Genomic DNA, 20,776 nt, shown 5'->3' with positions numbered 1-20,776 from the left:
GAAGCGTCCTCGCAGACTCCGTTTTTGCCACTCGGCTTTGCTTTCATCACGTTGTATATCTGCCTGACTATCTACAGCGGAGGTGATGATGAAAGTATGGATGGCGATATTAATAAGTATCTTGTGCTGGCAATCATCGGCGTGGGCGGTCTGTCCGGCCTGGTCGCCAGCCAGATCACAGGAAGAAATTTCCCGCCTGCAACAGCAAATAAAACAGTGGGATGATGACTACTGGAAGGAAGGGAAAAGTGAGGTTGAAGACGGTGTTTACGATCAGTTAAGCGCCCGTCTTACGCAGTGGCAACGCTGTTTTGGGAACGAGACCCGCGACGTGATGATGCCGCCTTTAAACGGTGCGGTTATGCATCCGGTTGCCCATACGGGTGTACGCAAAATGGCGGATAAAAACGCATTAAGTCTGTGGATGCGTGAACGCAGCGATCTTTGGGTGCAACCAAAAGTTGATGGTGTTGCGGTAACTCTGGTCTACCGTGAGGGAAAACTGATTAAAGCGATCAGTCGTGGTAATGGTCTGAAAGGCGAAGACTGGACGCAGAAAGTACGTTCAATTCCTTCTGTACCACAATCCGTCAGCGGACCTTTAGCCAACAGTACGCTGCAGGGCGAAATATTTCTCCAGCGTGAGGGGCATATCCAACAACAAATGGGTGGAATGAATGCGCGCTCGAAAGTCGCGGGCATGATGATGCGGCAGAACAGTACTGACGCGCTAAATTCACTTGGCGTGTTTATCTGGGCGTGGCCGGATGGACCGCAGTTAATGGCCGAGCGATTGCAACAGCTTGCAACCGCAGGGTTTAGTCTGACGCAGATGTACACTCGCGCAGTCAAAAATGCTGATGAGGTTGAGCGGATACGTAATGAGTGGTGGAAAACAGCGTTACCCTTTGTTACCGATGGTGTCGTTGTGCGAGCGGCGAAAGAACCCGAATCCATCCATTGGCTACCGGGTCAGGCGAACTGGTTGGTGGCGTGGAAATATCAACCAGTGGCACAGGTTGCCGAAGTGAATGCGATTCAGTTTGCGGTGGGTAAGAGCGGCAAAATATCGGTGGTGGCGTCACTCGCGCCTGTCATGCTGGATGATAAAAAAGTTCAGCGGGTGAATATTGGTTCCGTCAGGCGCTGGCAGGAATGGGATATTGCGCCTGGCGATCAAATTCTCGTTAGTCTCGCCGGTCAGGGTATTCCACGCATTGATGATGTGGTCTGGCGCGGAACGGAACGTACTAAACCAATGCCGCCAGAAAACCGCTTTAATTCGTTGACCTGCTACTTTGCTTCTGATGTTTGTCAGGAGCAATTCATTTCACGGCTAGTCTGGCTGGGGTCAAAACAGGTTTTGGGGCTGGACGGCATTGGTGAGGCTGGCTGGCGTGCGCTGCATCAGATTCATCGTTTTGAGCATATCTTTTCATGGCTTCAGTTAACACCAGAGCAATTGCAGAACACGCCGGGGATAGCGAAAAGCAAAAGCGAGCAGTTATGGCATCAGTTTAATCTGGCACGTAAGCAGCCTTTTACCCGCTGGGTGATGGCAATGGGAATACCTTTGACCCAGGCGGCGCTTAACGCCAGCGATTCCAGCACCTGGGAGCAAGTTTTGCAGAGAAGCGAACAGCATTGGCGGCAACTGCCAGAGACAGGCCCCCGTCGTACCAGCCAACTTATTGAATGGAAAGATAATGGGCAAATCAAGATGCTGGGCAACTGGCTGGCTGCCCAGCAGATCACAGGTTTTGCACCTTAGTGACCTTCGTGGCTGTAGTAAAAGACGGGTAAACCCAGCTTAAGACGCAGCGCCAGCAAGCGAGCGAAAAAGCCAAACACCAGAGTGGAAATAATCACCACATCATGGTTAGAGACGTAGTGTTGCAACGCGATATAGAGTACGGCGGAGGCAAATGAAACCCCAGCATACAGCTCTTTCTGAAAGACCAGCGGGATGCGTTTACAGAACATATCGCGCAAAACGCCGCCAAACACACCGGTCGTCACCGCCGCGACAACGGCAATGATCGGACCGTGCCCCATATCCAGCGCGACTTGTGCACCAATAATAGAAAAAACTACCAGCCCAAGCGCATCAAGCACCAGAAAGACTTTGCGCAGATAAGGCATCACCGGAGCAACAATAGTGGTCAGTACGGCGGCTGTGGCGACAATAATCACATATTCCGGATGCTTGACCCAACCGAGCGGATAGTGGCCCAAAAGAATATCCCGCACTGAGCCACCACCGATTGCGGTGGCGGTCGCAATGATAATTACGCCAAATGTATCCATTCGGCGTCGCCCAGCCGCCAGCGCCCCCGTCATGGCTTCGGCGGTAATACCAACCAAATACAAAATGTGTAAAAGCATGGTTCTCTCCCTAAAAATCTGTCTGGCAGGGTAGCGATTTGTGCACATTGTCACGATTGAGATTTTTTAAGGTGAGTTTGGATTGATAATTTATAGTTATGTGAAATTGGTACTTTCTGCAAAGCTAATGCATTTTTCTGATGTTGTGTTAAGAAAAATGCATTAGAAAAAGTATGGGGTTTTTGACGTTTTTTGGGTAGATGTACGTAGAGCCGCTGAAATTAACAATGGCCTACAATGCGATGCCGCTTACTCGATATTCTGAATCTGTTCGCGCATCTGCTCAATCAACACCTTCAACTCAATCGCGGAGTTCGTCACTTCGGCATTGATAGATTTCGAAGCAAGAGTGTTCGATTCTCGGTTGAACTCTTGCATCATAAAGTCCAGACGACGACCAACGGCTTCTTTTTTCTTGAGAATGTTGTAGGTCTCTTTGACATGCGCTTCGAGGCGATCCAGCTCTTCAGCAACATCAATTCGTTGCGCCAGCAGCACCAGCTCTTGCTCCAGACGATTGTTCTCCAGCTGAACCTGAGCATCTTCCAGCTTCGCGACCAGACGTTCACGCTGCCATTGCAGGATTTCCGGCATATGGGCGCGCACTTTAGCCACTTCGGCGGTGACGCCTTCCAGACGCTGCTCGATCAACGCTTTCAGCGCCTGACCTTCGGTTTCGCGCGCGACGATAAAGTCGTCCAGCGTACCATCAAGAGCAGCAAGAATTTCAGCGGCAATAGCGTCGAGATCCTGTTCCTGGGCTGCCATTACGCCCGGCCAGCGCAGGATATCAACGGGGTTGATTTCCCCTTCGTCGCTCTGCATCTTTACCCAATTCGCAGCAGTTACCAGCTGTTTAGCCAGTTTTTCGTTGAGGATCAGCTCACCTTGCGCGCTGACATCTGGCTCATAGCGCAGGGTACATTCCACTTTACCACGCGTCAGGCGAGAACGAATACGCTCGCGAACGACAGGTTCCAGGCTACGGAACTGCTCCGGCAGACGAAAGTAAGTTTCCAGATAACGCTGGTTTACCGAGCGCATTTCCCAGGTTGCGCTCCCCCATTCACCCTTGATTTCACGCCGGGCGTAGGCGGTCATACTGCGGATCATAGACGTTCCTGTTTATAAAAGGAGAGGTGGAAGGATTATAGCCATCGATGCCTTGTCAGGATAGGAATAACCGCCGGAAGTCCGTATAATGCGCAGCCACATTTGTTTCAAGCCGGAGATTTCAATATGCGTCCAGCAGGCCGTAGCAATAATCAGGTGCGTCCCGTTACCCTGACTCGTAACTATACAAAACATGCAGAAGGCTCGGTGCTGGTCGAATTTGGCGATACCAAAGTGTTGTGTACCGCCTCTATTGAAGAAGGTGTGCCGCGCTTCCTGAAAGGGCAGGGGCAAGGCTGGATCACCGCAGAATACGGTATGCTGCCGCGCTCTACCCACACTCGTAACGCCCGTGAAGCGGCGAAAGGTAAGCAGGGCGGACGCACGATGGAAATCCAGCGTCTGATTGCCCGTGCATTGCGTGCGGCGGTTGATTTGAAAGCGTTGGGTGAGTTCACCATTACGCTGGATTGCGACGTACTTCAGGCCGATGGCGGCACGCGCACTGCTTCAATCACTGGTGCCTGCGTGGCGCTGGCAGATGCACTGAATAAGCTGGTTGAGAATGGCAAACTGAAAACCAACCCGATGAAAGGCATGGTAGCAGCGGTTTCGGTGGGTATCGTTAACGGCGAAGCGATTTGCGATCTGGAATACGTCGAAGACTCTGCCGCAGAAACGGATATGAACGTGGTGATGACCGAAGATGGGCGCATCATTGAAGTTCAGGGAACGGCGGAAGGCGAGCCGTTCACTCACGAAGAACTCCTCACCTTGTTGGCGCTGGCCCGAGGGGGAATCGAATCCATTGTAGCGACGCAGAAGGCGGCGCTGGCAAACTGATTTTTAAGGCGACTGATGAGTCGCCTTTTTTTTGTCTGTAGAAAAGTAAGATGAGGAGCGAAGGCATGAAACCATATCAGCGCCAGTTTATTGAATTTGCGCTTAGCAAACAGGTATTAAAGTTTGGCGAGTTTACGCTGAAATCCGGGCGCAAAAGCCCCTATTTCTTCAACGCCGGGCTGTTTAATACCGGGCGCGACCTGGCACTGTTAGGCCGTTTTTACGCTGAAGCGTTGGTGGATTCTGGCATTGAGTTCGATCTGCTGTTTGGCCCTGCTTACAAAGGGATTCCGATTGCCACCACTACCGCTGTGGCACTGGCGGAGCATCATGACCTTGACCTGCCATACTGCTTTAACCGCAAAGAAGCAAAAGACCACGGCGAGGGCGGCAATCTGGTCGGTAGCGCGTTACAAGGACGCGTAATGCTGGTGGATGATGTGATCACCGCCGGGACGGCGATTCGTGAGTCGATGGAAATTATTCAGGCCAATGGCGCGACGCTTGCTGGCGTGTTGATTTCACTCGATCGTCAGGAACGTGGTCGCGGTGAGATTTCCGCGATTCAGGAAGTTGAGCGTGATTACAACTGCAAAGTGATTTCTATCATCACTCTGAAAGATCTTATTGCTTACCTCGAAGAGAAGCCGGAAATGGCGGAACATCTGGCGGCGGTTAAGGCTTATCGCGAAGAGTACGGGGTTTGATAAGAAACGCCGGATGGTAAGTCATCCGGCGTCATATTACTGCAACTGCGCAGCAATCAGCGGCCAGCGGGCGTCAAAGTCATCCGTCGGGCGGTATTTAAACTCGCTGCGGACAAAACGAGACAGCATACCTTCGCAGAACGCCAGAAGTTGGCTTGCCAGCAACGTTTCATCGGTGGTGTAACTTTCACCCTCACGCATTCTCTTTTCACGCAATACCTGACGCAGCTGCGCTTCAATACGCTCGAACAGTTGGTTGATGCGTCCTTGCAGACGATCCTGTTCGAACATTAGCGCATGGCCAGTGAGGATGCGGGTCAGGCCTGGATTACGTTCGCCGAAACCGAGAAGCAGCAACACAATCAGGCGCAGGCGCGCGGTAGTGTCCTTTTCATCTTTCAGAATCAGGTTAATACGAGTAATCAGGCTATCTTCGATAAACTCAATCAGGCTATCGAACATGCGAGTTTTACTGGGGAAGTGGCGATACAGAGCCGCTTCGGAAACGCCGACAGAGGCGGCCAGTTTCGCCGTCGTGATACGCTGGCTTCCATCGCTGGATTCTAACATCAACGCCAGAGACTGAAGTATTTCTTCGCGACGGTTCCTTTTCGCAGTTTGTTTTTCTGCCATGTTACAAAATACCCCTGAAAATAAGCACTTGCCAGGCGGCACCCACGCTATGACCGCAAACGAAATGTTTGCGGCGATGTTATGACGTTATTTGGATGCGTATGCGTTACTGACGACCAGAGTGACCAAAACCGCCTTCACCCCGGTCGGTGGCGTCAAAATCTTCCACCAGATTAAAATCGGCCTGTACCACCGGAACAAAAATCATCTGCGCGATACGTTCGCCAGGTTGAATGGTGAAACTGTCCTGACCACGGTTCCACACGGAGATCATCAGCTGACCCTGATAGTCGGAATCGATCAATCCCACCAGGTTACCGAGCACGATACCGTGCTTATGGCCCAGCCCGGAGCGCGGCAGCATCATCGCCGCCAGTGAAGGGTCGGCAATATGAATCGCCAGTCCGGTCGGCACTAGTGTAGTGTCGCCCGGTGCCAGTTCTACGGCGTCGTCGAGACAGGCGCGCAGGTCAAGTCCGGCAGAACCAGAAGTGGCATAAGTCGGGAGTGGAAATTCCTTTCCAACGCGCGGGTCCAGAATCTTAACGTCGATTTTCTTCATCATAACGGGTCACAATCTCGTCGAGTAATAATTGGCCAAGGAGCTCTTTTCGCTCAAGCGGTAAGATTTTATCGCCATCCTGCCAGAAAAGGTGTAGTGCGTTTTTGTCGCTATTAAATCCCTGATTTTTTCTGGAAACATCGTTAGCGCAGATCAGATCAAGGTTTTTGCGGATACGTTTTTGCCGGGCGTATTCTTCCACATTATTTGTTTCGGCGGCAAATCCAACAACATAAGGCCTATGGTCTTTTAATGCGGCAACACCGGCGACAATATCGGGGTTTTTAACCATTTTTATTGTTAATTCATCACCCGGCGTCGCCTGCTTTTTGATTTTTTCGCTGGCAACGGTGGCTGCGCGGTAATCCGCGACGGCAGCACAACCGATAAATATATTTTGCTGTTGCACGGATGCCTTCACGGCGGCTTCCATCTCCAGTGCGGTTACCACATCAACACGTTTAACAAACGGTGGAGTCGGTAGCGAAACCGGGCCAGAAATCAGCGTGACGTTTGCTCCACGACGTGCAGCGGCTGCGGCAATGGCGAATCCCATCTTGCCGGAGCTGTGATTGGAGATGTAACGCACCGGATCGAGCGGTTCACGCGTCGGACCTGCGGTAATCATAATGTTCAGATGTTTCAGGTCGTTGATGGGTGAAAAATGGGCGACCGCCATATCAACAATGGTTAACGGATCGAGCATTCGCCCTGGGCCGACATCACCACAGGCCTGGCTGCCGCTATCTGGCCCCCAGATCAGCAAACCGCGCGAGGCAAGCACCTCTAAATTATGCTGGGTGGCAGCAGCACGATACATCTGCTGGTTCATCGCTGGCAGCACGGCAACAGGCGCAGGAGTCGCAAGGCAAATCGTCGATACCAAATCATTCGCCATACCGGCAGCAACGCGGGCAATCAAATCTGCCGTGGCTGGGGCAAGAATCACTAAATCAGCCCATTTACCCAACTCAATGTGGCCCATTGCCGCTTCGGCTGCCGGATCCAACAGACTGTCGGAAACGGGATACCCAGAAACCGCCTGCAAACTAAGTGGAGTGATAAAGGCTTTTGCCGCTTCGGTCATTACCACACGGACGTCGGCCCCGCGATCGCGCAAACGACGCACCAGTTCAGGGGTTTTATAGGCAGCAATACCGCCGCTGACGCCGAGAACGATTTTTTTACCGGCCAGACTCATGATGATTTTTCCTGTTGGGTGACACCATAAGTTGGCGATTTTATCACAATACTTTTGTTGTCGTGCTTTCACCTGAGAATCACTTTGCGAGGCGCTTTCCAGTACTGAAAACTGACCGTCGATTTAACCGGTCGACCATGACAGGATGCGCTCTCCACAAAGGAGGTGAAGGTGAAAAGCAATGCAGAATTGTTGATGCCACGCGAAAAAATGCTGAAGTTGGGCATTGGCTCGTTAACGGATGTTGAACTGCTGGCGCTATTTCTGCGTACAGGAACGCGCGGTAAAGATGTGTTAACCCTGGCGAAAGAGATGCTGGAGAATTTCGGTTCTCTTTACGGATTGTTATCCTCCGAATACGAACAATTTAGTGGCGTTCATGGAATTGGTGTGGCGAAATTCGCCCAGTTAAAGGGAATTGCCGAACTGGCGCGACGTTACTACAACGTGAGGATGCGCGAAGAAAGCCCGTTACTCAGCCCAGAGATGACGAGGGAATTTTTACAAAGCCAGCTTACGGGCGAGGAGCGTGAGATCTTTATGGTGATCTTTCTCGACTCACAACACAGGGTACTTACCCACAGCAGATTGTTCTCCGGCACACTAAACCATGTAGAAGTCCATCCGCGTGAGATTGTTCGCGAAGCGATAAAAATAAACGCGTCGGCACTGATCCTTGCCCATAATCACCCTTCGGGTTGTGCTGAACCCAGTAAAGCGGATAAACTCATCACCGAACGGATAATAAAAAGTTGTCAGTTCATGGAATTACGCGTGCTCGACCATATCGTGATTGGGCGTGGAGAATATGTTTCTTTTGCCGAACGCGGCTGGATTTAACCCGCTATGCGCGATCCTTCGGGATCTTTGTCTGTTCGGGACTTGAGCACATCGCCGAGTCAGCGTATACTACGCCACCTTTGAGAATCTCGGGTTTGGCATTTGGGCCTGGCAATCGAGAGTTCACATAGAACTGCGATGACCGGGCTGTAAAGCCTGACGAGGCGCCAATACCCCATACGAAGCTCGAGCTAATTTGATTTTTGGAGAATAGACATGTCCCGAGTCTGCCAAGTTACTGGCAAGCGTCCGGTGACCGGTAACAACCGTTCCCACGCACTGAACGCGACTAAACGCCGTTTCCTGCCGAACCTGCACTCTCACCGTTTCTGGGTTGAGAGCGAAAAGCGTTTTGTCACCCTGCGCGTATCTGCTAAAGGTATGCGTGTAATCGATAAAAAAGGCATCGATACAGTTCTGGCTGAACTGCGTGCCCGTGGCGAAAAGTACTAAGTACTTAGAGGAAATAAATCATGGCTAAAGGTATTCGTGAGAAAATCAAGCTGGTTTCTTCTGCTGGTACTGGTCACTTCTATACCACTACGAAGAACAAACGTACTAAGCCGGAAAAACTGGAACTGAAGAAATTCGATCCAGTTGTTCGCCAGCACGTGATCTACAAAGAAGCGAAAATTAAATAATTCTTGCTTTAATGTAACGAAAAACCTCGCTCCGGCGGGGTTTTTTGTTATCTGTTTGCCCCCATATTGACTGCATCTGTTCATTCCCGGAGATGCTATGCCTGAATTACCAGAAGTTGAAACCAGCCGACGCGGCATCGAACCGCATCTCGTTGGTGCGACTATTCTTCATGCGGTGGTGCGCAACGGACGCTTGCGCTGGCCGGTTTCGGAAGAAATCTACCGTTTAAGCGACCAACCAGTGCTTAGCGTGCAGCGCCGGGCTAAATATCTGCTGCTGGAGCTGCCAGAGGGCTGGATTATCATTCATCTGGGTATGTCTGGCAGCCTGCGTATCCTTCCAGAAGAACTTCCCCCTGAAAAGCATGACCATGTTGATTTGGTGATGAGCAACGGCAAAGTGCTGCGCTATACCGATCCGCGCCGCTTTGGTGCCTGGCTGTGGACCAAAGAGCTGGAGGGGCACAATGTGCTGGCCCATCTTGGGCCTGAGCCGCTTAGCGACGATTTCAACGGTGAGTACCTGCATCAGAAGTGCGCGAAGAAAAAAACGGCGATTAAGCCCTGGCTGATGGATAACAAGCTGGTGGTGGGCGTGGGGAATATCTATGCCAGCGAATCACTGTTTGCGGCGGGGATCCATCCGGATCGGCTGGCGTCATCACTGTCGTTGGCGGAGTGCGAATTGTTAGCTCGGGTGATTAAAGCGGTGTTGCTGCGTTCGATTGAGCAGGGCGGTACAACTCTGAAAGATTTTCTACAAAGTGACGGTAAACCGGGTTATTTCGCTCAGGAATTGCAGGTTTACGGGCGAAAAGGCGAGGCGTGTCGGGTGTGTGGCACGCCGATTGTGGCGACTAAACATGCGCAACGGGCGACGTTTTATTGCCGGCAGTGCCAGAAGTAATTCATGCGAGCCGGATGGTATACCATCCGGCATAAAAGTTACGCTAATTTTGCCATCAATGCCTGATGGACATTCTCCGGCAGGAAATGGGTGACATCGCCCTGATGGCGCGCCACCTCTTTAACCAGGGATGAAGAGATAAACGACCACTCTTTTGAAGGCATCAAAAAGACACTTTCCAGTTCCGGCATTAAGTGGCGATTCATATGCGCCAGCTGCATTTCATATTCAAAATCTGCAACTGCGCGCAGGCCACGAATTAGCACCGTAGCGTGTTGATTACGCGCGAAGTTGGCCATCAAATCACTAAACCCGACCACTTCAACGTTTCCCAAATGCGCGGTTGCCTGCTGTGCCAGCGCCACGCGCTCTTCCAGGGTAAACATCGGTTTTTTACTGGGGCTGGCGGCAATCGCCAGAATAACGTGATCGAACATCTGCGTGGCGCGCGTCACGATATCGATATGACCATTAGTAATGGGATCGAAAGTACCCGGATAAATCGCCCGTTTTTGCATAACAACCTCAATGCGTTTTCGGTGGCAGGTAAGGTTCCAGCAGTTGAAGCAGACGCTGCAGCGCGCCCTGGTTTTGATACAGCACTTCAACGGCATGACGGCCATAAAAACTACGGTAATCGGCGTCGGTGAGTAAAGAGGAAATCTCTTTTTCCAGCGACGCGGCATCAGTGACGGTAATCAGCCCGCTTGCCTGCTCCAGCCGTGCGCAAATGTCTTTAAAGTTAAAGGTATGCGGCCCCATCAGTACCGGAATGGCGTGTGCAGCGGCTTCCAGCGGATTATGCCCACCGCGTTCGACCAATGAACCGCCAACAAAAGCGAGATCGGCAATGCCATACAGCAACATCAACTCGCCCATCGTATCGCCAACTACCACTTGTGTACTGGCGGAAGGGATTTCTCCGGAAGAGCGTGTGATATAGCTTAGTCCAGCCTGGCGGACCAGGTTAATCGCATCCGGGAAGCGTTCCGGATGGCGTGGAACAAGAATGAGCAATAAATTCGGGAACTGCTTTAACAGCGCCTGATGTGCAGCAATCACCACGCTTTCTTCACCATCATGAGTACTGGTGGCAATCCATACCGGGCGATGCGGTGCCCACTGGCGGCGCAGCGTTACTGCTTTAGCAGCCAGTTGTGGCGTTACAGAGATATCGAATTTCAGGCTACCGGTAACGGTAACCTGATTGTTTTTTGCGCCCAGCGCCACAAAACGCGCGCCATCTTCTTCATTTTGGGCGGCAATCAGCGTAATACGACGCAGTAAGCGACGAACGAATTTGCCTAGCTTTGCGTAACCTGCCGCAGAGCGCGCAGAAAGTCGCGCGTTGGCGATAACCAGCGGAATTTTACGTTTATGTAGCGCCGCAATCAGGTTAGGCCATAGCTCGGTTTCCATAATCAACACCAGTTTAGGGTCGACTTTATTGAGGAAACGGTTAAGCGCATCGGGCAGATCGTAAGGCAGATAAACGTGCTGAACATCCTTCCCAAACGCCGATTGTACGCGCTCCGAACCGGTTGGCGTCATGGTTGTAACAGTAATCGGCAAATCAGGGTAGCGATGACGCAGCGCGCGCACCAACGGGATCGCCGCCAGGGTTTCACCGACGGAGACGGAGTGCAGCATAATGCCGCCTGGTTTCAGCGGATGGCGGTAAAAACCGTAACGTTCACCCCAGCGTTTTCGATAGGCCGGAGCCTTACGTCCGCGCACCCAGAGCCGTATCCAGATCAACGGCTGAATAAGGTAGAGAAGGGCGGTGTAAAGCAATTCGAGCATAATAAATAGCTGACTTATGGATGTGCTGGGGATTCTATGTATTTAGCTGGGGCTTTACCATTACTTTTCCCGTTTTTGACTTAAATAGCTTCTGTTTGGTCTGATCTGCCGCGACATCTTCAGTTTTTTTGTATTTTTATGCGATTCATTGAAACTCGACCCAATTTGCAACTCTATATAGGCATCGTTCGTACAAGAATTATCTGTATATTGTTTTTTATCTGTATGATTTTTATGATTAAAAACTATTTTGTGTATAAAAAACATTCGGGTCGGATTGCTGCGAAAGAAATGATACACTAGCACGCCAAAGTAAGTGCGTTATCAGTATTCAGGTAGCTGTTGAGCCTGGGGCGGTAGCGTGCTTTTTTTCTGCTTAACTTAACCAGACAATCATACAAAAGAGTCGCTAGTGGAAAAGCCATTTCGAAATATCCTGGTCATAAAGATGCGATATCACGGAGATATGTTATTAACTACTCCTGTAATCAGTACACTCAAGCAGAATTATCCCGCTGCAAAAATCGATATGCTGCTTTACCAGGATACAATTCCGATTTTATCTGAAAACCCAGAAATTAATGCACTCTACGGTATAAGCAATAAAGGTGCGGGAACATTCGATAAAATTAAAAATGTGCTTTCGTTGATAAAAACTCTGCGTGCGAATAATTATGACCTGGTCATTAATCTTACGGATCAATGGATGGTAGCACTGCTGGTACGTTGTTTACCTGCATGTATGAAAATATCGCAACTTTATGGTCATCGGCAGCATAGTATTTGGAAAAAAAGCTTTACACACTTAGCGCCAATACACGGTACACATATTGTTGAGCGTAATTTATCGGTCCTTGAGCCATTAGGTATTACCGATTTCTACACCGACACAACAATGAGTTACGCCGAGGATTGCTGGAAGAAAATGCGGCAGGAATTAGATGCTCTGGGCGTGAAAGATCATTATGTCGTCATCCAACCGACAGCTCGTCAGATATTTAAGTGCTGGGATAACGATAAGTTTTCTATGGTTATCGATGCTTTGCAACGGCGCGGTTATCAGGTTGTGCTGACCTGTGGGCCTTCGGCAGATGATCTCGCCTGTGTAGATGAAATAGCGCAAGGCTGCCAAACAAAACCTATCACTGGCCTTGCAGGTAAAACACAGTTTCCTGAACTGGGTGCGTTAATTGATCATGCCGTACTCTTTATTGGTGTGGATTCTGCGCCAGGGCATATTGCGGCGGCGGTGAAGACGCCAGTTATTAGCCTATTTGGGGCCACTGATCATGTATTCTGGCGTCCATGGACCGATAATATTATTCAATTCTGGGCGGGTAATTATCAACAAATGCCTACCCGGCACGAACTTGACCGCAACAAAAAATATCTTTCTGTTATTCCAGCGGAAGATGTCATTGCCGCTACGGAAAAGCTGTTGCCAGAAGATGCTCCTTCAGCTAACAGGAATGCATAATTATGATCGTGGCGTTTTGTTTATATAAATATTTTCCATTTGGTGGTCTACAGCGTGACTTTATGCGTATTGCGTCAACAGTTGCCGCACGGGGCCACCATGTTCGGGTATATACACAGTCGTGGGAAGGCGATTGCCCGGAAGCATTTGAGCTTATTCGCGTACCGGTTAAATCCCATACTAACCATGGACGTAATGCAGAATATTATGCCTGGGTTCAAAACCATCTGAAGGTACATCCTGCTGATCGTGTCGTTGGGTTTAATAAGATGCCTGGGCTGGATGTCTATTTTGCCGCCGATGTCTGTTATGCCGAGAAAGTGGCGCAAGAAAAGGGATTTTTCTATCGTTTAACATCACGCTATCGCCATTATGCTGCATTTGAGCGAGCGACTTTCGAACATGGTAAATCGACGAAACTCATGATGCTGACCGATAAGCAAATCGCTGATTTCCAGAAGCATTACCAGACTGAACCAGAACGTTTTCAAATTCTTCCGCCGGGCATCTATCCGGACAGGAAATACAGCGAGCAAATCCCAAACAGTCGTGAAATATATCGTCAGAAAAATGGCATAACCGAACAACAAAACTTATTGCTACAGGTTGGGTCAGATTTCGGTCGTAAAGGTGTGGATCGCTCAATTAAGGCTTTGGCATCGTTACCGGAATCATTACGCCACAATACGCTTTTGTTTGTCGTTGGTCAGGATAAACCACGCAAATTTGAAGTGCTGGCAGAAAAACTTGGGGTACGTAGCAACGTGCATTTCTTTTCCGGGAGGAATGACGTGTCTGAATTAATGGCAGCGGCAGATCTCTTACTACATCCCGCTTACCAGGAAGCTGCAGGTATTGTTCTCCTTGAAGCGATCACCGCTGGATTACCTGTTTTGACAACCGCAGTATGTGGATACGCGCATTATATTGCAGATGCTAATTGTGGAGCAGTTATCGCGGAACCATTCCGTCAGGAAGAATTAAATGCGATCTTACGCAAAGCGTTAACACAGTATTCGCTACGAATGGCCTGGGCGGAGAATGCTCGCCATTATGCAGATACTCAGGATTTGTACAGCCTGCCAGAGAAAGCCGCAGATATCATTACAGGTGGTTTAGATGGTTGAATTAAAAGAGCCGCTTGCCACACTTTGGCGTGGTAAAGATGCTTTTACAGAAGTTAAAAAACTGAATGGCGAAGTCTTTCGCGAACTCGAGACACGTCGAACATTACGCTTTGAACTGGCTGGGAAAAGCTATTTCCTTAAATGGCACAAAGGTACGACCTTAAAAGAAATTATAAAAAACCTGCTCTCATTGCGTATGCCCGTTTTAGGCGCAGACAGAGAGTGGTACGCTATTCATCGACTGCATGATGTCGGTGTTGATACGATGCACGGCATAGGGTTTGGTGAAAAAGGGTTAAATCCATTAACCCGCACATCATTTATTATTACCGAAGATCTCACTCCTACGATTAGCCTTGAAGATTATTGTGCAGATTGGGCAATTAATCCTCCTGATATACGTGTTAAGCGTATGCTGATTACACGAGTGGCAACCATGGTGCGTAAAATGCATGCAGCAGGAATAAATCACCGTGATTGTTATATCTGCCACTTTTTGCTTCATTTACCGTTCACTGGCCGGGAAGATGAATTAAAAATTTCAGTAATAGACCTGCATCGTGCGCAGATACGGGCAAAAGTACCACGTCGTTGGCGGGATAAAGATTTGATTGGTCTATATTTTTCATCGATGAATATTGGCCTGACGCAAAGAGATATATGGCGATTTATGAAGGTGTATTTTGGGATGCCTTTACGCGAAGTTTTATTACAGGAAGTTAACTTGATTAAAAAAGCAGAAGTTAAGGCACAAAAAATAAAAGAAAGAACATTAAGGAAAAAGCTTTAAATATTCATTGCTTATAATAAGGGTTTAAAAATTGTTAAATCTTAGAAGCTTCGTTGCTAAGAAACAAGATTTATTTCGACACGAAATATCGAATGTTAAACATTTGCATATCGCATTATGCTTTGACTATGGTTTCATAATGCCGGCGGGCGTTGCATTATATTCAATTATTTCAAATAATACTAATATTAATCTTCATTTTCACCTTCTTGTTTCAGGAATAAGCGAAAGCGAATGCTCAATATTTTCAGAGCTAGAGGGACCAAATACGGCAATATCAATATATCATGTGACAGATAAATTTGATATTAATCCGGACACTCTGATTCTGGGAATTCCTTTATCAACATGTTTGCGTTTTTTAATTCCAGAAGTTGTTGATGATAAAATAACAAATATACTTTACCTTGATTGTGATATTATATGTAATGGTTCTTTATATGAACTCGTTGATTACGATTTAAAAGATTATATAGCATGTGTCATCTCTGACTCACCAGATATGCAAGATCGTGTGAAAAAATTAGACTATGGTATTGATTTTATAAATTATTTTAATGCTGGAGTTATGCTTATTAATATCAGCGCGTGGAAAAAAGAAAATATAACACAAAAGGCGCTGGAGATGATCAACAATGGGAAGGTATATAGGTACGCAGACCAGGATGTGTTAAATATTTTGCTCAATAAACGCTTATATTACATCGATAAAAAATATAATAATAAAACAACATTATCAGTAATATGTGATCAAGAACAAAAAAACTTATCCAACACAATCATAATGCATTATGTCACTCAAAATAAACCATGGTATAAAATATTTAGAGCCAAAAACTTTGAACATTATTTTTATAATTCACCGTGGAAATATCATAAAAGGATGTTAGCACCATCATCAAGTGATATTAGGTTAAAAGCTAAAGTATATTGGGCCGAAGGGAAATATAGCAAAGCCATTTCTTACTATTACCATTATCTTCGCGCTAAATTATTCGGTGTGAAAATTTAGATGGAAAATTAATATAATTATGAAAATAGCGTTTATCGGCGAAGCTGTTTCAGGATTTGGCGGTATGGAAACAGTCATTCGAGATGTTATTACCACCTTCAGACAACAAAATATCCAAAGTGAAATGTTTTTCTTTTGCCGTAACGACAAAATGGATAAGGGATGGCTGGAAGGTATTAAGTACTCGTGTTCATTTTCCAACATTCGCTTAGGTTTTTTACGCCGGGCGAAGCATATTCATGCTTTAAGCAAATGGCTTCAGGATTATCAGCCAGATGTTGTTATTTGTATTGATGTGATCTCATGTTTGTATGCGGCAAAAGCTCGTAAAAAATCTGGAGTTGATGTACCTGTATTTTCATGGCCGCATTTTTCTTTAGATCATAAAAAACATGCTGAATATATCACCTGTGCCGACTATCATTTAGCAATCAGCTCCGGTATTAAACAACAAATGATTAACCGGGGTGTACCAGATTCGACGATAAACGTTATTTTTAACCCTGTCGAAGCGAAAGATTCCGTCATTCCCGCACCCGAGGAAGGTGAAACGGCAACCTTCATTTATGTCGGGCGCATGAAATTCGAAGGTCAAAAGCGCGTAAAAGATCTGCTTGATGGCTTATCACAAGTGCAAGGTGACTGGAAACTTCATGTATTGGGAGATGGTTCCGATTTCGAAAAATGCCAGGCTTATGGTAGAGAGTTAAATATTGATGATCGAATTGTCTGGTATGGTTGGCAACAACATCCCTGGGAATTAGTTCAGCAAGATATTAAAAAAGTGAGTGCGTTATTACTCACGTCATCTTTTGAAGGTTTCCCTATGACTCTACTTGAAGCCTTATCGTGGGGGATTCCTTGTATCAGTGCAGATTGTATCTCCGGGCCTGCTGACATCATCCAGCCTGATATTAATGGTCATTTGTATCAACCGGGGGATATAACCGGTTTTGTCGCTCTTCTCAATAAATACATAGCCGGCGAAATTCACATCGCACATGAAAAAATTCCGGCATCGATTGATAAGTTTTACCAGCAGAAATATTACGACAGATTACAAAATATAATTATTTCTGTTATTTCCCGGAGGGAATGATGCAGCAGGTTTTTTTCCAGGAGACTGAGTTTCTCAATTCAGTTATTGATTACAATTATAAAGTGGAAACAGAAAATCTTTGTCTGGATATTGCTTATGGAACTGACAAAAATTTTCTTTTTGGTTGCGGAATTTCGATTGCTTCAATATTAAAATATAATGAAGGAAATCGATTATGTTTCCATATTTTCACTGATTATTTTTGTGAAGATGAACAGAAATATTTTGCTGCTCTGGCTCAGCAATATAAAACCAGGATTAAGGTATATTTAATTAATGGCGATCGGCTCCGTTCATTGCCAAGTACCAAGAACTGGACTCATGCAATTTATTTTCGTTTTGTTATTGCAGATTACTTTATCAATAAAACACCTAAAGTTCTATATCTGGATGCAGATATCATTTGTCAGGGAACTATAGAACCACTTATTAATTTCACGTTTCCTGATCATACAGTCGCAATGGTTGTTACCGAAGGACAAAATGACTGGTGGGAAAAACGTGCACACTCGTTAGGTGTTGTGGGGATTGCTAAAGGTTATTTTAACTCCGGTTTTTTATTGATCAATACTAACCAATGGGCAGTTGAGCAGGTTTCTGCACGAGCCATTGCAATGTTAAATGATCCGGAAATAGTAAAAAAAATAACACATCCTGATCAGGATGTATTAAATATGCTACTGGCAGATAAACTTATTTTTGCTGATATAAAATACAATACCCAGTTTAGTTTAAATTATCAGCTCAAAGAAAGTTTTAAAAATCCAGTAACCAGCGATACTATTTTTATCCATTATATTGGTCCGACCAAGCCCTGGCATGATTGGGCCTGGGATTATCCTGTATCACAAGCCTTTATGGAGGCAAAAAATGCTTCGCCATGGAAGAATACGGCGTTGCTGAAACCAAACAATAGCAATCAATTAAGGTATAGCGCAAAACATATGCTGAAAAAGCATAGATATCTAAAAGGATTTAGCAATTATCTTTTGTATTTTATTAAAAAGATAAAGCATTAAACTGGGAATCTATAAAGTAATGATATAAGGGTAGCCTTGTGGACTCATTTCCTGCCATAGAGATAGATAAAGTTAAAGCCTGGGATTTTAGGCTAACTAATAAAAATACTTCTGAATGTTTAAATGTTGCCTATGGTGTCGATGCTAATTATCTTGATGGTGTAGGTGTTTCTATCACATCAATTGTCCTAAATAATCGACATATTAATCTTGATTTTTATATTGTTGCTGATGTTTATAATGATGATTTTTTTCAAAAGGTCGAAAAACTTGCAAGGCAGTACCAATTAAGAATCTCGCTTTATAGAATTAATACTGATAAGCTTCAGTGCTTACCTTGTACACAGGTCTGGTCAAGAGCAATGTACTTTCGTTTGTTTGCGTTTCAATTATTGGGCCTGACGCTTGATCGTTTACTTTATCTTGATGCGGATGTTGTTTGTAAGGGTGATATTAGCCAACTACTGCATCTGGATTTAAACGGAGCGGTGGCTGCTGTTGTTAAAGATGTTGAGCCAATGCAGGAAAAAGCGGTATCCAGGTTGTCTGATCCTGAACTACGGGGACACTACTTTAATTCAGGAGTAGTTTATTTAGACTTAAAGAAATGGGCTAATGCAAAACTAACAGAGAAAGCATTATCTATTCTTATGAGTAAAGATAATGTTTATAAATATCCTGATCAAGATGTTATGAATGTTTTATTGAAAGGGATGACAATATTTTTGCCTCGTGAATTCAATACTATTTATACCATTAAAAGCGAATTAAAAGATAAAACACATCAAAACTATAAAAAGTTGATTACAGAAAACACGCTTCTCATCCATTATACAGGAGCAACTAAACCGTGGCATAAATGGGCAATTTATCCATCGGTAAAATATTTTAAAATAGCGTTAGATAATTCGCCATGGAAAAATGATTCTCCCAGAGATGCAAAATCAGTTATCGAATTTAAGAAAAGATATAAGCATTTGTTAGTCCAGCATCATTACGTAACCGGTGTTATAGCAGGGGTCCGTTATCTTTACCGAAAATATTACAGTAAATAACCTTTAATTGGCTTATCATGATTCAGAAAAATAAGATTAAAGATTTTGTTGTTTTTACTGATGACAACAATTCAAAGTACCTCAATGTATTAAATGACTTTTTATCTTATAATATTAAGATCATCAAAGTGTTTCGTTCTATTGATGATACAAAAGTCATGCTTATTGACACCGATTACGGTAAGTTGGTGCTTAAGGTATTTTCTCCAAAAATTAAACGCAACGAGCGGTTTTTTAAATCTCTATTAAAAGGTGATTATTACGAACGCCTTTTTGAACAAACCCAAAAAGTGCGAAATGAAGGCTTACATACTCTCAACGATTTTTATTTATTAGCAGAGAGAAAAACCTTACGATTTGTCCATACATATATCATGCTTATCGAGTATATCGATGGCATAGAGTTGTGTGATATGCCCGATATTGATGATGTGCTAAAAAATAAAATTCAGCAATCAATTAATGCCTTGCATCAACATGGCATGGTTTCTGGTGATCCTCATCGTGGTAACTTCATTATAAAAAATGGTGAAGTTCGAATTATTGATCTCTCCGGGAAACGTGCTTCAGCGCAGCGGAAAGCGAAAGACCGTCTTGATTTAGAGCGTCATTACGGTATTAAAAATGAGATTAAGGATCTTGGTTATTATCTTTTAGTTTATCGTAAAAAAATGCGCAATATTATACGGCGTTTGAAAGGAAAACCAGCACGCTAAAGCAGAAATATCCCACAATTACGCGTCTTCGTTAGGCATTTTTATACGGAGTTATTTATTTCACAGGTTTATCATGAAGAATATTCGATACATTGACAAAACGGATGTTGAAAACCTGATTGAAAATAAAACATCTGATGATGTTATTATTTTTCTATCTGGTCCCACATCGCAAAAGACGCCTTTGTCGGTATTACGGGCACAGGATATTATTGCTGTCAATGGTTCAGCACAATATCTGTTAAGTCATAATATTATCCCCTTTATTTATGTACTTACAGATGTTCGCTTTTTACATCAGCGCCGTGATGATTTTTACAATTTTAGCCAAAGAAGCCGTTATACTATCGTAAACGTTGACGTTTATGAACACGCCTCCGAAGCAGATAAACTTTATATCCTCCAGAACTGTCTTATATTACGGTCTTTTTATCGCCGGGAAAAAGGTGGTTTTATAAAGAAGATTAAATTTAATATTTTGAGCCAAATTCACAAAGAACTGCTAATCTCTGTACCGTTGTCTAAAAAAGGTCGTCTGGTTGGATTTTGCAAGGACATTAGTCTTGGTTATTGCTCATGCCATACTATTGCCTTTGCTGCAATCCAAATCGCGTATTCCCTGAAGTATGCGCGGATTATTTGTTCAGGTCTGGATTTGACGGGTAGCTGTTCGCGTTTCTATGATGAAAATAAGAATCCTATGCCCTCGGAATTGAGTAGGGATTTATTTAAAATCTTGCCATTTTTCCGTTTTATGCATGATAATGTAAAAGATATTAATATTTATAATTTGTCTGATGATACGGCTATTTCTTACGATGTAATTCCATTTATTAAACTTCAAGA

At 45.6% G+C, this 20,776-nt stretch carries 23 protein-coding genes; 16 read left to right on the top strand and 7 right to left on the bottom strand.

All coding sequences use genetic code 11. The features are described 5' to 3' along the window. Positions 1-88: 88 nt before the first annotated feature. Positions 89-1,771, top strand: coding sequence for an NAD-dependent DNA ligase LigB (ligB, locus tag HEM79_RS14420; RefSeq protein ID WP_176241539.1), 1,683 nt, complete (start codon positions 89-91; stop codon positions 1,769-1,771). Here ligB and HEM79_RS14415 read toward each other — a convergent pair. Then, on the bottom strand, positions 1,768-2,385 hold the full coding sequence (locus tag HEM79_RS14415) for a trimeric intracellular cation channel family protein (RefSeq protein ID WP_000924289.1): 618 nt from the start codon (positions 2,383-2,385) through the stop codon (positions 1,768-1,770). The two genes, ligB and HEM79_RS14415, sit on opposite strands and share 4 nt — an antisense overlap. A 249-nt stretch (positions 2,386-2,634) precedes the next feature. Continuing rightward, positions 2,635-3,498, bottom strand: coding sequence for a YicC/YloC family endoribonuclease (locus HEM79_RS14410; RefSeq protein WP_000621334.1), 864 nt, complete (start codon positions 3,496-3,498; stop codon positions 2,635-2,637). Between the two features lie 126 nt (positions 3,499-3,624). On the opposite strand from HEM79_RS14410, the gene rph reads away from it, so the two are divergent. Continuing rightward, positions 3,625-4,341: a ribonuclease PH gene (gene rph, locus HEM79_RS14405; protein WP_001247086.1), complete on the top strand. Its 717-nt coding sequence runs from the start codon at positions 3,625-3,627 to the stop codon at positions 4,339-4,341. 65 nt (positions 4,342-4,406) lie between these two features. Then, positions 4,407-5,048 (top strand): orotate phosphoribosyltransferase, encoded by a 642-nt coding sequence (gene pyrE / locus HEM79_RS14400; RefSeq protein WP_000806178.1) that lies wholly within the window; start codon positions 4,407-4,409, stop codon positions 5,046-5,048. A gap of 36 nt (positions 5,049-5,084) precedes the next feature. On the opposite strand, the gene slmA is transcribed toward pyrE, so the two are convergent. From slmA to coaBC, 3 genes are all read right to left on the bottom strand, one after another. Next, positions 5,085-5,681: a nucleoid occlusion factor SlmA gene (gene slmA, locus HEM79_RS14395; protein ID WP_135144778.1), complete on the bottom strand. Its 597-nt coding sequence runs from the start codon at positions 5,679-5,681 to the stop codon at positions 5,085-5,087. Positions 5,682-5,787: 106 nt separating this feature from the next. Then, a complete protein-coding gene (gene dut / locus HEM79_RS14390; RefSeq protein WP_000976068.1) occupies positions 5,788-6,246 on the bottom strand; it encodes a dUTP diphosphatase in 459 nt (152 codons plus the stop codon). Next, positions 6,224-7,444 (bottom strand): bifunctional phosphopantothenoylcysteine decarboxylase/phosphopantothenate--cysteine ligase CoaBC, encoded by a 1,221-nt coding sequence (coaBC, locus tag HEM79_RS14385; RefSeq protein WP_176241512.1) that lies wholly within the window; start codon positions 7,442-7,444, stop codon positions 6,224-6,226. Before coaBC ends, dut begins: the two co-directional genes overlap by 23 nt. 171 nt (positions 7,445-7,615) lie before the next feature. Here coaBC and radC point away from each other — a divergent pair, with 171 nt between their 5' ends. The 4 genes from radC (at position 7,616) to mutM (ending at position 9,832) form a co-directional block, all read left to right on the top strand. Then, the gene (gene radC / locus HEM79_RS14380; RefSeq protein WP_176241511.1) at positions 7,616-8,284 is read left to right on the top strand and encodes a RadC family protein; all 669 of its coding nucleotides are present in this window, start codon (positions 7,616-7,618) and stop codon (positions 8,282-8,284) included. Between the two features lie 216 nt (positions 8,285-8,500). Next, positions 8,501-8,737, top strand: coding sequence for a 50S ribosomal protein L28 (gene rpmB, locus HEM79_RS14375; protein ID WP_000091955.1), 237 nt, complete (start codon positions 8,501-8,503; stop codon positions 8,735-8,737). A 20-nt stretch (positions 8,738-8,757) separates the two neighbouring features. Continuing rightward, a complete protein-coding gene (gene rpmG / locus HEM79_RS14370) occupies positions 8,758-8,925 on the top strand; it encodes a 50S ribosomal protein L33 (protein WP_001051798.1) in 168 nt (55 codons plus the stop codon). A 97-nt stretch (positions 8,926-9,022) separates the two neighbouring features. Beyond that, the gene (gene mutM, locus HEM79_RS14365) at positions 9,023-9,832 is read left to right on the top strand and encodes a bifunctional DNA-formamidopyrimidine glycosylase/DNA-(apurinic or apyrimidinic site) lyase (protein ID WP_016159945.1); all 810 of its coding nucleotides are present in this window, start codon (positions 9,023-9,025) and stop codon (positions 9,830-9,832) included. 38 nt (positions 9,833-9,870) lie between these two features. On the opposite strand, the gene coaD is transcribed toward mutM, so the two are convergent. Both coaD and waaA read right to left on the bottom strand, forming a co-directional pair. Beyond that, positions 9,871-10,350 carry a pantetheine-phosphate adenylyltransferase gene (coaD, locus tag HEM79_RS14360; RefSeq protein ID WP_001171866.1) on the bottom strand — a complete coding sequence of 160 codons (480 nt, stop codon included), beginning with the start codon at positions 10,348-10,350 and terminating at the stop codon, positions 9,871-9,873. A 7-nt stretch (positions 10,351-10,357) separates the two neighbouring features. Beyond that, on the bottom strand, positions 10,358-11,635 hold the full coding sequence (gene waaA, locus HEM79_RS14355; RefSeq protein WP_000891555.1) for a lipid IV(A) 3-deoxy-D-manno-octulosonic acid transferase: 1,278 nt from the start codon (positions 11,633-11,635) through the stop codon (positions 10,358-10,360). Positions 11,636-12,047: 412 nt separating this feature from the next. On the opposite strand from waaA, the gene rfaQ reads away from it, so the two are divergent. The 9 genes from rfaQ to waaZ all read left to right on the top strand — a co-directional run. Beyond that, the gene (gene rfaQ / locus HEM79_RS14350; RefSeq protein ID WP_176241510.1) at positions 12,048-13,112 is read left to right on the top strand and encodes a lipopolysaccharide core heptosyltransferase RfaQ; all 1,065 of its coding nucleotides are present in this window, start codon (positions 12,048-12,050) and stop codon (positions 13,110-13,112) included. Positions 13,113-13,114: 2 nt separating this feature from the next. Then, positions 13,115-14,239 (top strand): lipopolysaccharide glucosyltransferase I, encoded by a 1,125-nt coding sequence (rfaG, locus tag HEM79_RS14345; protein WP_176241509.1) that lies wholly within the window; start codon positions 13,115-13,117, stop codon positions 14,237-14,239. Next, positions 14,232-15,029, top strand: a complete 798-nt coding sequence (gene rfaP, locus HEM79_RS14340; protein ID WP_176241508.1) for a lipopolysaccharide core heptose(I) kinase RfaP — start codon at positions 14,232-14,234, stop codon at positions 15,027-15,029. Before rfaG ends, rfaP begins: the two co-directional genes overlap by 8 nt. Before the next feature lie 31 nt (positions 15,030-15,060). Further along, complete coding sequence (locus tag HEM79_RS14335; RefSeq protein WP_183082705.1) at positions 15,061-16,041, top strand: glycosyltransferase family 8 protein; 981 nt, start codon at positions 15,061-15,063, stop codon at positions 16,039-16,041. A gap of 19 nt (positions 16,042-16,060) precedes the next feature. Further along, entirely contained in the window at positions 16,061-17,140 is a 1,080-nt protein-coding gene (gene waaB, locus HEM79_RS14330) for a lipopolysaccharide 1,6-galactosyltransferase (protein WP_176241500.1), read from the top strand. Further along, a complete protein-coding gene (gene waaO / locus HEM79_RS14325; protein WP_176241506.1) occupies positions 17,140-18,159 on the top strand; it encodes a lipopolysaccharide 3-alpha-galactosyltransferase in 1,020 nt (339 codons plus the stop codon). The genes waaB and waaO overlap by 1 nt, the downstream gene beginning before the upstream one ends. A 38-nt stretch (positions 18,160-18,197) precedes the next feature. Beyond that, positions 18,198-19,214 (top strand): lipopolysaccharide 1,2-glucosyltransferase RfaJ, encoded by a 1,017-nt coding sequence (rfaJ, locus tag HEM79_RS14320; RefSeq protein WP_176241501.1) that lies wholly within the window; start codon positions 18,198-18,200, stop codon positions 19,212-19,214. A 17-nt stretch (positions 19,215-19,231) separates the two neighbouring features. Beyond that, the gene (gene rfaY / locus HEM79_RS14315; RefSeq protein WP_176241502.1) at positions 19,232-19,930 is read left to right on the top strand and encodes a lipopolysaccharide core heptose(II) kinase RfaY; all 699 of its coding nucleotides are present in this window, start codon (positions 19,232-19,234) and stop codon (positions 19,928-19,930) included. Positions 19,931-20,003: 73 nt separating this feature from the next. After that, positions 20,004-20,776: 3-deoxy-D-manno-oct-2-ulosonate III transferase WaaZ (gene waaZ, locus HEM79_RS14310; RefSeq protein ID WP_183082704.1), on the top strand; the 773-nt coding region annotated here is incomplete at its 3' end.

Source organism: Escherichia sp. 93.0816 (assembly GCF_013368855.2).
Taxonomy (GTDB): domain Bacteria; phylum Pseudomonadota; class Gammaproteobacteria; order Enterobacterales; family Enterobacteriaceae; genus Escherichia; species Escherichia ruysiae.
This window is presented reverse-complemented; position numbering and strand designations above follow the sequence as displayed.